Raw genomic sequence first — 13,563 nt, forward strand, 5'->3', positions numbered from 1 at the left:
GCACCATGGATTCACATCTCTTGGGTCGTCGCGTCGCCGCCGTTGCTGGCGTATCAGCGATCATCGCGATGGGTGCGCTGACCGCCTCGTGTGCCAAGCAAGAAAAGGCGCCAGCAACCACGACGACCACCACGACGACGACCACCGCGCCGTCGGCAGCGCCGACCGAGAAGAGCATCAACCCGACCGGCGGCAACCTGTTCACTCCGCCCGTTCAGGCCACCCCGGCGCCGAATGTTCCGCCAGGCCAGCACCCCGGTATCAACGGCGTTCCGTAAACCGCAGATTCGGGTGCATTACCGGCTGCCGGCCATCCTCGCGGCGGGTGCGCTCCTGCTCGTCGCGGGGGTGCGTGCCGAGTCGGTGCCCGACAACCGCGCGGTTATCGGCGGTCCGCTGGCGTTATTGCTCGCCAGCTCAACGGATCTCGGTCCATCCCGGGACCGTGATGTGCAAATCACGGTGACGCTGCCCGGCACGGCACGGCCGAAGACGCTGATCGAATGGGCTGGCGCACATCGCATGTCGGTGCGGTGGCGGCCAGGTGATACCTGGGCTGTCGTCGAAGGTGCCGCGCAGGACGTGGCAACGGCGTTCGAGGTGCCGGTCAACGATTACCAGGGCCGCAAGGGGCAGGTGTTCTACGCGTCGCCGCAACAGCCCGCGGTTCCGGCGCCCATTCGCGTCTCCGTCACTGCGCTGGGCCGAATCCTGGGTTACACACCGCACCATGAGGCGAAGCCAGGGTTCCTCCCACTCGACGTGCCCAATGGGGGACTGGGCCCGAAGGCGCTGCTGGAGGCATACAGCGGTAATTCGCTGGCGGCCGCCGGTATTACGGGCAAAGGCACGACGATCGTGTTCTTCGAGTTCAGCGGATATGACCAGAGCGACCTCGACGAGTTCGCTGACTCGTCGGGATTGCCGCGGTTCACACCGGTTTTGGTCGGTGGTCAGCCGGGCCCGTCCGGCGCGGAGACCGTGATGGATCTGGAAGTCGCACATGCGATTGCACCCGATGCGCAGAAGGTCGTCGTCAACGCGCGGCCCACCGTCGAAGGAGACGGCGCTTACGAAAAGATCGGACAACTGTTCGAATCGGTGGACCGACAGTTTCCGGGTGCAGTGTGGAGCCTCTCGATTGGGTGGGGCTGCGACGCTTTGGTGAGTGCCGCCGACCTGGCTCCGATCGAGGCGGCGCTGACCGCGGCGCAGAAGCGCGGCACCTCCGCGTTCGATGCCAGCGGCGACACCGGGGGCCTGGAGTGTAAGGGCGGCGACGAATGGTCGTCCCCGCCCGGGCCGGATGACATTGGGCTGGACGCGGTTTCGTCGCTGCCTGCGATGACCTCGGTCGGCGGCACCACGCTGTCGACCGACGACCAGGGCGGATGGATGAGTGAGCGCGCCTGGGTCGACTCGCCGTTGTCGCAAGGCACCAGCGGGGGAGTGTCGGCGTTGTTCGAGCGCCCCGCTTGGCAGAGCACGCTGTCGATAGCGCGCGACGTCAGGCATCGCCGGCTTGCGCCCGATGTCGCGGCCGTCGCCGACCCCTTCACCGGGGTGAGGATCGTGCTCAATGGGCACGACGCGGTCGGTGCGGGGACATCGCAGGCAGCCCCGATCTGGGCCGCACTCACGGTGCTGATGAATCAGTACTTACTGGTGCACGGCGGAAAGCCGCTGGGCAACATCAATCCGCTGCTGTATCGCGTTGCCGCAGGCGCGAATCGGCCCGCGTTCCGCGACATCAGCTTTGGTGGGAACGCGGTCGATACCTCGCAGCCCGGCTATGACGTGGTGACGGGTCTCGGCAGCCCTAACGTGGACTTCTTGGTGCGCGACCTGTTGGACATCCAGAGGGGCGGTGCTCCGCGATGACCGGCGGTGTTCCCCCAATGCGGTGTCCGGCGTGCCAGACGGATGTCCCCGCGGGCGCGTTCTGTGCACGCTGCGGTGCGCACATGTCTGACGGGAAGCGCCGCGGCGTGCTGCCTCCGGCGGCGTATGCCGCCGCGCCCGGCGAGCATGCGCTGCGGTTGTCTGTGGCCAGTTCACTCTTCCCGCACCTGCCGCATCCGTCGCGGGCACCGTTCCGGATTGTATTGGCACTCTTGTTTTTAGCGCTTGTCGCGTTAGGGCTGCTCCGATGGCAGGCACCGCTGATAGCAGTGAGCGCGCTGGGGCTGCCGCTGGTGTTCGGCTGCTATCTGCACGAGTCCGACATCGACGACGATCTGCCGCTCGGCACTCTTGCGCTGGCCGCGCTGCTGGGTGTCGGGCTCGGTGTCGGCTGGGCCCTGCTCACCGGTGACATCGTCGCCGCCTCTTACGACGTCGGGCTCAGCAACGCGCCGGCCACGTCGGCATTCGCCTCGTTGCTCATTCCGGCAGGGGGCCCGCTGCTCATGCTGCTCCCGGCCGTGGTGGTGCGGCTATGGCGTCCAGGCACACGAGAGTCGTTGGACGGGTTCGTCATCGGTGCACTGGGTGCGATCGCGTTTACCGCAGCTGCGACGCTGACCCGGCTGGCTCCGCAATTCGCAACCGGGCCAACCGCCCGAGACCGGCCCATCAGTGGGCTGCTTGCCGAAGCGGCTATTCATGGGGTGGCGTTGCCGTTGACGGCGGCGGCCGCAGGCGGCTTGGTGGGCGCCAACCTGTGGTTCCACCGCGCGAAGGGCCAAGATAGCCGGCCGTGGATGCCACTGGTTGCGTTGAGTTGTCTTGTGGTGCTTGGCCTTTCGGCGGGACTTGCGGTGATCGAGTTGGCCTCGGCGACGAATGGGCTGCACGTCGGCCTGCACCTGCTCACCGCGGCGTTTACATTGGTGGCTTTGCGGATTGGCCTGCAGATCGCACTGCTCAACGAATCTCATGACGAGCTGATCGCCGATGCGCAGGTGTTGTGTCCGCATTGCGAGCACGTCGTGCCGAATGCCGCGTTCTGTCCCAACTGCGGCGTGGCAGCCCGAGCGGCGTCGCGAACCTCGCGCAGCGATCGGCTTTCAGCCACGGGCGTGGAAGTCACCCGGCCTGGATACGCGCTGCCGCCAGGGCCGTATGACGCCGCGCCTGCGCCCACCACGACGCATGCCCGATTGCTGACGACTGTCGGCGCTGGCATGGCGGTGGCGATCGCGGCAGCAGTGACGGTGTCTGTGCTCGCAGTGCCGAGCGTTCCGCGCTTCGTCTGTCCGCCCGACTGTGGGCAGCCGCCGATCGGAAAGCCCGTCGAGACGAATCCATGGTTCATGTCCAGCGACGGCAGGTTTTCTGTCCAATATCCCCGCGCCGGAACGGCATACGAGGTGACGCTGCGCGGCGATGGCGTGGACGTCGACTTCAAGGCGGGCGACACGGGCACCATGCAGTTCTTCGGCGTACCCGCGGCTGGGCGCACCTCGAAGCAAATTGCCGAAACACTCATCGGCGACAAATACCCAGATGCCACAACGGATTACGAGATTCCCAACGCTTTGGTGGGCTATCAGCCGGGTTACGGAGTCGTCAAAGACGAATACCCGCAGGATGCCTCGGGCAGCTTCACGAGACTGCGGCTGCTGGTGATGGTGGCGATCAAGAACAACTATGCGTTGGTGGCAGCCGCGATCGGCCCGTACCACCAATTCAGTCCCGACTTCGGCAGCGGACACCCGTCCGGGGTGAACATGCAACTCGCCTTGGATATGGGCAAATACGTGAATAGCTTTATCTGGCGCGACAACTCGCGGCGCTAGTTCCCGTATGGGTATTGCGGCTCGTGGAACCGGTTGATGATCGGGATGCGTTCGATGATCCGGTCGCGCAATCGCGGTTGCGGCGGCGGGGGGACGTAGGCCGGCGGCGGAGGCGGTGGGACGTAGGCCGGTGGCGCGGGCGCGGGCGCGGCCGGCGGCTCGATCATCGGGATGGCGTCCGGCACGGGCGCGACGGCCTCGACGATCGTTTGTGCGGCCGGTGGGGTGACTGCAGCCGGGGGAGGCGCCGCGGGCGGCGGTGGCGGCGGTGCTGCCGGAACCGGTTGTGGCGCAGCCTGTGCGGCCGACGGCGCGATCGGTAGCTGCGCTGGCTGGCCGGTGCCGGTATCCCGTTGCGCCACAGTCGAATCCCTGTCTGGGGTCATGGCCAGTCCCAGCACCGCGGACAACGCGACGACGAAAACCACGACCGCGGCGGCCGCGACTGACGTCAGCGCGCCGATTCTCGAGGGCATGCGCCAGCGGGTGGGCCGCGCATCAAGCGTGTTGACCGCACGCGCTGACGCGAGCGCAGCGCCCCTGGCCAGCGCCAGATCGGCCTCAGCGGCAGTGATGACCGGCACCGCTGCACCGTGGAAGGCGGCAGCTATCGAGTCGATGTCGTCGGCCGTCCCCAGCACGAAGATCGCATCAGGATGGCTCTCGGCGCGATCCAGTACGGCGAGCATCTCGTCGGCGTCCGGCGCGACGCGCTCGGTCGTCACCCCGGCAGCGTCAACCACTGTGACCAGCGCGTCGTCGGGTTCGACCATGCACACCGCAACATCGCCATAACCGCCGCGATCGGCGATGCCCGCCGCCAGCGAGTCGGCGGCCTCCTCCTCGGAGACCGTGATGACGTTGTACAGACCCCGGTCCGCCAGCGCGTCGAGCAGGGTGGAGGCGGCATCTTCGGCCTCGTTTGCCCAGGTGACGCCGACGGCGTGCAGGCGGTCATCCCCGACAGCGGCGATGATGTCGTCGAGGGTGTCGAGATCGGCTGCGTTGCGACAGACGGTGGCGCCCTCGGCTGTCGGGCCCTCTACCAGCACCCATCGAACATCTGCCGATGTCATCGAAAGGCCGAGTACGAGGTCCACCTGGTTGCTCCCCGATCGGAGATAAATCGGTTCCGAGACTACCGCTCTAATCAAATTCACAAAAACCATCAACAAATCGCGCACGGCCGCGGCTTCTGCCTTTAGGGTTCACCTCGTGCCTCAGATGGATCGTCGAAACATGATGTTGATGGCCGGGCTGTCAGCGCTGGCCGCCGCTATCCCGCTACCGAAGGCCGGAGCTGCGCCGCCCAGCGGCGATCCCGGTACATACCTGTTCCAGGACGACTTCAACGGTCCGATGGGCGCCGGACCCAACCCGGCGAACTGGACGGTGCAGACCTGGCAGGACGACGTGTTCCCGCCGGTCGACGGGATCTACCGCGACGATCGCCGAAACGTGTTCCTCGACGGCAACTCCAACCTGGTCCTGATGGCCACGCACGACTTCGACGGCCAGTACTACACCGGCAAACTGCGGGGCAACTGGCGGGTGCCGATTGGCCACACGTGGGAGGCGCGCATCAAACTCGACTGCCTGTTCCCCGGGCTCTGGCCCGCGTACTGGGCGGTGAACGAAGACCCGCTGCCAGACGGCGAGGTCGACATGTTCGAGTGGTACGGCAATGGGGACTGGGCTCCTGGAACCACAGTGCACGCCGCTTCCAACGGGAAGACCTGGGAGGGCAAGTCGATCCCAGGGATGGTCGACGGCGCGTGGCACACCTGGCGGATGCGCTGGGACGAAGATGGGTTCAAGTTCTGGCGGGATTACGTCGACGGCGCAAAGCCGTACTTCAGCGTGCCGCCGAAGCCGATCCCTGTGCACGGCAACGTGACCGATCTGCGGTGGCCGTTCAACAACCCCGGCTACTGGCTGTCGCCCATGTTCACGCTTGCCGTAGGTGGGGTTGGCGCCGGTGATCCGGCAGGCGGCACCTACCCGGCATCGATGCTCATCGACTGGATCCGCATCTGGTAGCGCCTATTTCGCTGCTTTGATGACCTGAACCAGGTTGAACTGCCAGCGCTCGAGCAGCCGGAAGCCTAGATCGCGCGGGACGGAAAACGCAGGGGTACCGCCGAACAGTGGACCGGGCGGCAAGGCCGGATCCTGTTCGTGAGCAGGCCGGGCCGGGTCGGCTTGGGTGATGATCCACACGACGCGGCAGTCGCTCAACGGCCCGGCGGTCGCCTCTGGAATGAGGTTGGTGTCGAAGACGTCGTTGCGGTCGGTCGCGCGCTGCCAGAGGCTGAGGTCGGCCAGCGGCCGGTAGGCGTCGGGACGTGCCGCGAGCAACGGCCGCATAGGGGCGGGCATGAAGGTCACGGTGTCGTTGACGAGCAGACAATCGCCTGGCGCGGCCTTCGCGGTGATCAGATCGGCCACCTGGCTGTAGTCCATCCCGTACTTCGCATACGGGCCGCGTTGCACCAGAAGGTAATTCGGGGCAGCGGCAAGAGTGAAGGCGCCGAGGACCGAGGCCGCCACCCACGGTTTGACAGCCAGCGCACCGATGCAGACGCCGAGCACCAGTGCGATCGCCGGCGCGGTGAAGGACAAGTATCGCGGCGTGTAGATCGGGACGACGAACGCCGACCATACGAGTATGGCGGCGGTCGGTATCGCCAGCCATGCGACGGCCGCCGTCAGCAGTTGCCGGTCTCCCTGGGCTAGGCGCACCGATGTGCAGACCCACACCACAATGGCCGTCGCAACCACCAAGGCCGACACGATCGTGAACGGTGGGCTTCTTTCGAAATACTGTTGAATCGCAACGTCTTCGATGGTCCGGTGGCCGACCGGCGTGATCCAGACGATCTGATGCACCTGGCCCATGGCTTCGAGAACGAACGGCGCAACGGCGCCACACGCAGCAACCGCCGCGATGGCGAACTTGAGAAGGACCGGGCGCGAGCGCCGGTAGATGAGGATAAACACGCTGTGCGCCAACAACATCAGCGCGAGATACACGTCGAGCAATACCGAGGCGGCCAGCGCGACCGCATACGACAGCCAGAGCCATGCGTTGTTCCGGCGCACGGTGTAGACCAGTAGCACGGTCAGCCAGACCGCAGCCATCATCGAAAGTGCATATGGCCGAGCCTCGATACCCGCCCACGTCGCCCGGGGCAGAATCGCGCACAGCACCCCCGAGCTAATGGCGACGGTTCTGGTCGAAAACTGCCTGCCCAACACCACGACGCCCGCAGCCGCGACTCCGACAGCCAGGCCGCTTGGTGCACGTGAGGCGAACTCCGTCGGCGGGAAGAACTGGAACCAGCCGTGCATGACTAGGTAGTACAGGCCGTGGACGGCGTCGACATTGCCCAACATCTGCCACAGCTGTGGCAGCGATCGGCTGTATGAAGCGGAAATGGTGGCTGCCTCGTCGTACCAGAAAGACGGGCGGCCCGCGCCACACAGACTGACTGCGGCGCCCAACACCCCGACGATCAGGGGGTCGCGCACGGCCGGCCTCAGTCTCATCAGACGGCTATGTTGCCAGAGTCTTCGTCGTAGCCTGATTGCGTGGGGAGGCTGCGAGTCCTCGTCGTCGGCGCTGGTGTGGGTGGCATCTCCGTCGCCAGGGGGTTGCTGCGCGACGGACACGACGTCACTGTCTTCGAACAGCGACCCGCTGCCCAGCCGGGCGGCGGCGCAGTCACCATCTGGTCCAACGGCGCGACGGTTCTCGAGCAGCTCGGCGTCGACATGGAGGGCGCCGGTCAGGAGCTTTCCCGCGTGCGCGTGGTGACCTCGACGGGGCGTCCGCTCGTCACACTCGACCTGACCGTGATCACCGACCGCCTGGGCGCACCGGTGCGGATGGTCCCGCGTCGAGTCGTGCTCGACCGGCTGCTACGCGGCTTCCCGACTGACCGCATCAGCTACAACCGTCGCGCGGCCGCCGTGGTCACTGGAGACGACGGCGTGCGCGTCGAGTTCGAAGACGGCACCGCGGCCGAGGGCGACCTGCTGGTCGGAGCTGACGGCCTGCACTCGAAGGTGCGCGACATTCTCGGCGCGCGGGATGCCGAGCCGACTGGGTGGTGCAGCTGGCAGGGGCTGGCGACGCTTCCGGGCCTCACCGATCAGCGCGTCGCGCTGTTGGTCATCGGCGAGCGCGGAAACCTGGGGCTGTGGCCTGCCGGTGGCTGCGAGGTGCAGTGGTGGTTCGACTTGCCGTGGTCACACGGATTCGTGCGGCCGCAACGGCCGATCGACGTGATCCGCGAGCACTTCACCGGTTGGTGCGAGGCGGTCGACGGCCTACTGGCGACGCTCACCGACGAGGACCTTGCCGATTCGCCATATCCGCATTTTCGGCATCCGATACCGCCGCCGGGCCGCGGTCCGCTGACACTGCTTGGGGATGCCGCGCACACGATGCCGCCGACCCTCGCGCAAGGAACAAACCAGGCGCTGCTCGACACGATGGTGTTGTGTAAGGCACTTGCCGATCGGCGGGACGGCGACTTGTCGAAAGCGTTGCGCTGGTACGAAAAGACTCGGCGGCGCAGTGTGGCGGCCGTTTCGCGGGTGACCTCGCTGCAGGTATCGCATGGTGAATCCGTGCTGAGGCCGGCTGCGGTGATCCCGGATCGGTACATGACGTGGGCGCTGACGACGTTCCTGAGTTCGGTGAGTCACCGCCGGATTTGCGCGGAGGTCAGCCGAGACCTCGCGGCCACGACCAGCTCATGACTGTCACGTCGACCGAACCGGTGCGGGTGCGGGGCGCCATCGACAACCCGTCGCGTTGGCTGTGGCTCGTCAAATGGTGCGTGCTGGCCGCGCCGCACTACCCGATCTTGATAGGACTGTACTTGGTGTACCCGCTGACGACTTTCGTTGCGGGCGTGGCGATCTTGTTCACCGGCCGGTATCCGCGGCCCATCTTCGATTTCAACGTCGGGGTGCTGCGCTGGTCGTGGCGAGTGATGAATTACCGCTTCCCGATGAACACCACCGACAAGTACCCGCCGTTCACGATGGCGCCTCGACCGGACTATCCGGGTGACCTCGAAGTCGACTATCCAGACCACTTGTCGAACTGGGCGGTGCTGGTGAAATGGTGGCTGCTGGGCTTTCCGCAGATCATTCTCTGCTGGGCGTTGGAGCCATTTCTGCAAGTACTGTGCGTCATCAATGCGGGGTGGTTGTTGTTCACCGGCGAGACGCATCAGGGGATGTTCGATCTGCTGATGGGAATCGTCCGATGGCGTTATCGAGTTGCGGTGTATGTTTCGTTGATGCGGGACGAATATCCGCCATTCCGGCTAGATTTGGGCAAAACATAACGCGTCGCAATCCGTTATTTCCTTATGTGTACCGACTCGGTATGCCGGTGTTCGGCAAGCTGTTCTTCGACCGGTATCGCCGAGAGGCGATGAGCAATGCGACCGGCCGGCTGCTGATGATCGGCATCGGGCCGGGGACCGACTTGATGTTTCTTCCGCCCGCTGTGACGTCGGTAGCCGCCGTCGAGCCGGAGGCGGCGTTCCGGCGGATGGCATCGACTCTTGCCGCGCGGCGCGGCATCGCGATCGAGATCGTCGACGGGGTCGCAGAGTCAATTCCTTTCCCCGACAACAGTTTCGAGTCGTTACACGTCGGACTGGTGTTGTGCTCGGTCGACGATGTGGGCGCGAGCCTTCGCGAAATCCGGCGTGTGCTGGTGCCCGGAGGCCGACTCGTGGTCCTCGAGCATGTCCGTGGCGATGGCGCGATGGGTCGGTTCCAGGACCTGATCGCAAAGCCGTGGTCGTGGTTGGCTTCGGGTTGCAAGCCGAACCGCCGAACCATCGACGCCATTGCAAAGGCCGGATTCGACACCGGCGGACTACGCAAAATCCGACGCACCCCCGTACCGCCCCCGTGCACGCCGCAACTGCTGGGGTTCGCCACCGCCCGCAAGATTTGAACCCCGCGCCGGTGTCCGCCGTGAACCGTACAGAGGGATTGCGACCAAGCGGGTGAGCGGAGGGAAACCACCCATGGAAAATGCAAAGCGAGTCGGTTGGGCCTTGGCGGTTGCGCTCGGCATAGGGCTTGCAATGGCGAACACGCCGGCGGTGGCGTCGGCGGCACCGGGCGATTCCGGCAAGGGTTCATCGGCTGGGGGGTCGTCACAGTCGTCCGATCCGCCGTCGGGCAAGAAGGGCGCTTCGTCGCCTGATTCGTCGTCCACGAGCGACGCCCCTAAGCCACGTCGGCACCCGCCGACACAGGCCGACGAGACCACGGTGACACCGAAGAAGTCAGGAAGTGATCTGCACAAAGGTGATGCGAGTTCGTCGGTGGCGAAGACGTCCCTGAAGGTGGCCGCGCTCACGGCGACCGCGGTCGGGCAGCCTTCGCGCACGCCTGCCGCACCGGCGCCTGCGCCGGCGGAGCTGACGATGCTGGGTCTCGCGCGCCGCGAATCAACGGCGACGACGTCCGCGGCAACGGCGACGACGTCCGCGGCAACGGCGACGACGTCTGCGGCAACGGCGACGACGTCTGCGGCCGACCCCGACTTCATCACGTCGACCCACGGGTTCTTCGGCCTGTTCTCGGTGACGTCGGCCGCCGACCCCGATGACAATCACTACGTTGCGTTTGTTCTGCGCACGCCGTTATTCACGAACGTCTTGACGTCTGGGACGAACCCCGAGGACAGCTTGGGGCTCGGCGCGTCGAGCATTGGGGTTGCGGGGCACACCGTGAATACGCTCATGAGTCCGTTCTTGGATTTCTCAATCGCCATTCCGGTCGAGGATCCGTTCGCCGTACTGTTTACGTCTCTGGTTCGGGCGGGGTTCTGACGGCTATTCGACACTCACCGCTTCGATGATGTTCAGTCGGGCGGCGCGTCGAGCTGGCGGCAGCGAGCCGAGCAGGCTGATCGCGATCGCGCCGACCGTGAAGGCGAGCGCCATTGGGCTGGGCCGGAAGTCGACGGTGAAGTTCATGATGTCCTCGCTGACGAGGCTGTAGAGCCACTGATCCGCCAGGCCGAACAACAGTCCCAACACACCGCCGACGACGCCGATGCTCGTAGCCTCGGCGAGCACCATTGCGAGGGTGAATCGGCGGCTGGATCCCATCGCTCGCAGCACCCCGATCTCCCGCCGCCGCTCGAGCACCGAGAGGGTCAACGTGTTGAGAAGTGCGACGGCAGCGACGAATGCGACGATGATCCACACGGCATTGGCGATGAACATGCTCTGCTGCATCGGCGCTTCGATGCCCGCGAGCGCCGCCGCTCCGTCGTACACATAGTTCGGGGCGGGTACGACGCGGCGTACGTCTTGCAGCACGCGCTTGGGATCCGCGGCGGCTTTGACTTGCAGAGTGGTCGACGCCGGACGGTCGAACCACTGCCGGAGCTGATCGAGATTCATTCCGACCGTGCCGATCACGGTTGAGAAGTACGGCACCAGTGCCAGTACGGTCACTTGCTTCGGGCCGTGTGGCGTCTGCATCCGCAGTGTGTCGCCGACCTTGACGGCCAGCGACTTGCCAAGGTTCTTGGTGAGCACCACTCCGCGGCCGGCGAGGACGTCGTCGCGGATTCGCGGATCAAGCGCGTGGTAGAGCGCATCGGCGGTGCCCGCGGTGAACCCGTCGAGCATCACCCGGGTGCCGCCGACAACGGCGAACGCGAACGCGCCCTCGGTGACACGCGCCACGCCGGGCAGCGCGGCCACCTTCTCCGAAAGGCCTTGCGGCAGAGCATCAGTGGCGAACCTGTCGGGCGAGTCGGCGCTCACCAAGACGTCGACATCCGCTACGTGGGCGAAGATGTCGCGGGCCGACCGGATCATGTCCGAGTTCGTGCCGGTGATGACGACGGTGGTGACCACAGCGATGAGCACGGTCATCACGGTGGCCCACACACGGCGTGGCGAACGCTCGATGGTCGCCGCCGCGAGCGCGCCCGCCGATCCGAACATGCGGGCGGTTGCGGCGGTGGCCTTCACCATGGGCCCGGCGAGCGCGAAACCGAGAGCGATCTCGGCGCAGAAGAGTGCCGACATCGCGGCAACGGCGATGGTGCCGGTTCGCCCGAGGACGATCACGATCGACATGGCGAACACGGTGACAGCGCCAACACCGATGGCGATCCGCAGCCACCGCGGAACGCGGTCTGCCGCGGAGACTCCGACTGGTGCCAGTGCCTCGATGGGCGACACCTTGTATACCTGCCGCGCGGCCATGGCCGATGCCAGGACGCTGGTGAGCACCGTCGTCGCAAGCGCCGCCGGTATCGCATAGCCGGGCAGCCAGTATTCGATGCGCGCTTCAAGACCTTGGGTCATCGCCGGTGGCAGTCGACCAATCGCGATGCGGCCCAGCAGTATTCCGATGCCTGACCCGATCGCGCCACCGGTCAGGCCGAGGAACGCGGCCTCTGCAAGCATGTCCCGAACGATGGTGGCGCGGCGGCCGCCGATCGCACGCAGCATCGAGATGACCGGCCTGCGTTGGGTGATCGCCATCGTCATGGTGGTGTAGACGAGAAAGGCGCCGACGATCAACGCGACCACGGCGCCCATCAGGGCCATGTAATTCATCATCTTGACGCTGTCGCCCGCGCGGGCCGCCCGCATGCTCGGGGGAGCGACGATTGCGCGGCCGTTGACGGCGTTGGTGACCGCGGTGCGCACGTTCGCGGGGTCGGCACCGGGTTTGACGGTGATCAGGATCGAGTCGAGCTGACCGTGCCGATCTGTGACGTTCTGCGCCAATGCAAGTGGGGCAAGCACATAGTGGCCGCCGTTGAGGTCGGTGAGTTGCTTGCCGGTGAGCACGTCGGTGACGGTGACCTCGCCGGAGCCAACCTGGAACTTGTCGCCCTTCTTGCGGCCCACAGACGGCCCCACCTGTACACCGTCCGGCGCCTGCGACAGCTGCTCCACCGGTTGTGCGACGGCGTCTTTCAGCGCGCCGCCCAACTCGGCACTGCTCTTGTCGGCGCCGAACAGCAGGACCTCACCCGTCGCCGTCGGCGCGGACATCCGGATCATGGGCGCCGCCGTCGCAACACCGGGCACTGCGGCGACGTCAGCGGTGATCGTGTCGGGAAATCCCGCGTCGGTGATGCCAGAGACTTCGAGCGCGGCGATGCCTGCGATGCCGTCGGCCAGTCGGTTGACTGAGCCGGTGATCGACCCGAAGATGCCGAACACTGCGACCAAATACATTGCAGATACCGACATTACGGCGATCGAGGCGATGGTGCGTCGCCGATGCACGGCGAGCTCTCGCAGGCTGAACAGCCGGAGCCGGCTCGCAGCGGCGCCGATCGTCGAACCGGGGCTCACCGGCCAACCACCGACATCTCGTCGGAACCGAGCCGACCGTCCTGCAACGTGATCACGCGATCGGTCGCGGCCGCTGCATCGGAATTGTGAGTCACCATCACCACAAGGCGACCGCTGTCCTCTTCATGCACCACCTCGGCCAGAAGCGCCAAGATCGAAGCGCCCGTTGCGGTATCGAGGTTTCCGGTCGGTTCGTCGGCAAGGATCAGCGGCGGGTCCATCATCAGCGCGCGTGCCACCGCTACCCGCTGCATCTGGCCACCGGAGAGTTCCGACGGTCGGTGTTGGGTGCGATTGCCCAGCCCGACCCTGTCGAGGAGACTGACCGCATCCGCCTTGACTTTGCCCAGTCGCACGCCGTCGAGGAGCTTCGGCACCGCCACGTTCTCCCACGCCGACATCGTCGGCAGCGTGCTCTTGCCAGCGCCCGACGGCCCGCCGGTCAGCTC

At 66.0% G+C, this 13,563-nt stretch carries 11 protein-coding genes and 1 pseudogene; 8 read left to right on the forward strand and 4 right to left on the reverse strand.

Going from position 1 to position 13,563, the window contains the following annotated elements:
* Nucleotides 1-5: 5 nt before the first annotated feature.
* The 3 genes from MYCSM_RS01475 to MYCSM_RS01485 all read left to right on the forward strand — a co-directional run bounded on the left by MYCSM_RS01475 (nucleotide 6) and on the right by MYCSM_RS01485 (nucleotide 3,740).
* Entirely contained in the window at nucleotides 6-278 is a 273-nt protein-coding gene (locus tag MYCSM_RS01475; RefSeq protein ID WP_015304347.1) for a hypothetical protein, read from the forward strand.
* The gene (locus tag MYCSM_RS01480; RefSeq protein WP_015304348.1) at nucleotides 235-1,881 is read left to right on the forward strand and encodes a S53 family peptidase; all 1,647 of its coding nucleotides are present in this window, start codon (nucleotides 235-237) and stop codon (nucleotides 1,879-1,881) included. The genes MYCSM_RS01475 and MYCSM_RS01480 overlap by 44 nt, the downstream gene beginning before the upstream one ends.
* 83 nt (nucleotides 1,882-1,964) lie before the next feature.
* Nucleotides 1,965-3,740 carry a zinc ribbon domain-containing protein gene (locus MYCSM_RS01485; protein WP_232425705.1) on the forward strand — a complete coding sequence of 592 codons (1,776 nt, stop codon included), beginning with the start codon at nucleotides 1,965-1,967 and terminating at the stop codon, nucleotides 3,738-3,740.
* Here the strand turns inward: MYCSM_RS01485 and MYCSM_RS01490 are convergent.
* Nucleotides 3,737-4,840 (reverse strand): DUF7159 family protein, encoded by a 1,104-nt coding sequence (locus tag MYCSM_RS01490; protein WP_015304350.1) that lies wholly within the window; start codon nucleotides 4,838-4,840, stop codon nucleotides 3,737-3,739. The genes MYCSM_RS01485 and MYCSM_RS01490 overlap by 4 nt on opposite strands.
* A gap of 124 nt (nucleotides 4,841-4,964) precedes the next feature.
* Between MYCSM_RS01490 and MYCSM_RS01495 the strand changes: the two genes are divergently transcribed.
* Nucleotides 4,965-5,780, forward strand: coding sequence for a glycoside hydrolase family 16 protein (locus MYCSM_RS01495; RefSeq protein ID WP_041311173.1), 816 nt, complete (start codon nucleotides 4,965-4,967; stop codon nucleotides 5,778-5,780).
* A 3-nt stretch (nucleotides 5,781-5,783) separates the two neighbouring features.
* Here MYCSM_RS01495 and MYCSM_RS01500 read toward each other — a convergent pair whose 3' ends face one another.
* On the reverse strand, nucleotides 5,784-7,289 hold the full coding sequence (locus MYCSM_RS01500) for a glycosyltransferase family 39 protein (protein ID WP_041311175.1): 1,506 nt from the start codon (nucleotides 7,287-7,289) through the stop codon (nucleotides 5,784-5,786).
* 42 nt (nucleotides 7,290-7,331) lie between these two features.
* On the opposite strand from MYCSM_RS01500, the gene MYCSM_RS01505 reads away from it, so the two are divergent.
* The 4 genes from MYCSM_RS01505 to MYCSM_RS01520 all read left to right on the forward strand — a co-directional run bounded on the left by MYCSM_RS01505 (nucleotide 7,332) and on the right by MYCSM_RS01520 (nucleotide 10,612).
* Nucleotides 7,332-8,507 carry an FAD-dependent oxidoreductase gene (locus MYCSM_RS01505; protein WP_015304353.1) on the forward strand — a complete coding sequence of 392 codons (1,176 nt, stop codon included), beginning with the start codon at nucleotides 7,332-7,334 and terminating at the stop codon, nucleotides 8,505-8,507.
* A gap of 26 nt (nucleotides 8,508-8,533) precedes the next feature.
* On the forward strand, nucleotides 8,534-9,103 hold the full coding sequence (locus tag MYCSM_RS01510; protein ID WP_041312972.1) for a DUF4389 domain-containing protein: 570 nt from the start codon (nucleotides 8,534-8,536) through the stop codon (nucleotides 9,101-9,103).
* Nucleotides 9,100-9,726, forward strand: a complete 627-nt coding sequence (locus tag MYCSM_RS01515; protein WP_041312975.1) for a class I SAM-dependent methyltransferase — start codon at nucleotides 9,100-9,102, stop codon at nucleotides 9,724-9,726. Before MYCSM_RS01510 ends, MYCSM_RS01515 begins: the two co-directional genes overlap by 4 nt.
* 133 nt (nucleotides 9,727-9,859) lie before the next feature.
* Entirely contained in the window at nucleotides 9,860-10,612 is a 753-nt protein-coding gene (locus MYCSM_RS01520; RefSeq protein ID WP_041311176.1) for a hypothetical protein, read from the forward strand.
* 3 nt (nucleotides 10,613-10,615) lie between these two features.
* On the opposite strand, the gene MYCSM_RS01525 is transcribed toward MYCSM_RS01520, so the two are convergent.
* Both MYCSM_RS01525 and MYCSM_RS01530 read right to left on the reverse strand, forming a co-directional pair.
* Nucleotides 10,616-13,114 (reverse strand): ABC transporter permease, encoded by a 2,499-nt coding sequence (locus tag MYCSM_RS01525; RefSeq protein WP_015304357.1) that lies wholly within the window; start codon nucleotides 13,112-13,114, stop codon nucleotides 10,616-10,618.
* A pseudogene (locus MYCSM_RS01530) lies at nucleotides 13,111-13,524 on the reverse strand (ABC transporter ATP-binding protein); the annotation flags it as partial. The pseudogene MYCSM_RS01530 and the gene MYCSM_RS01525, both read right to left, overlap by 4 nt.
* Nucleotides 13,525-13,563: the final 39 nt, after the last annotated feature.

Origin of the sequence: Mycobacterium sp. JS623 (genome assembly GCF_000328565.1) — a bacterium.
In the GTDB taxonomy this organism is placed as follows: domain Bacteria; phylum Actinomycetota; class Actinomycetes; order Mycobacteriales; family Mycobacteriaceae; genus Mycobacterium.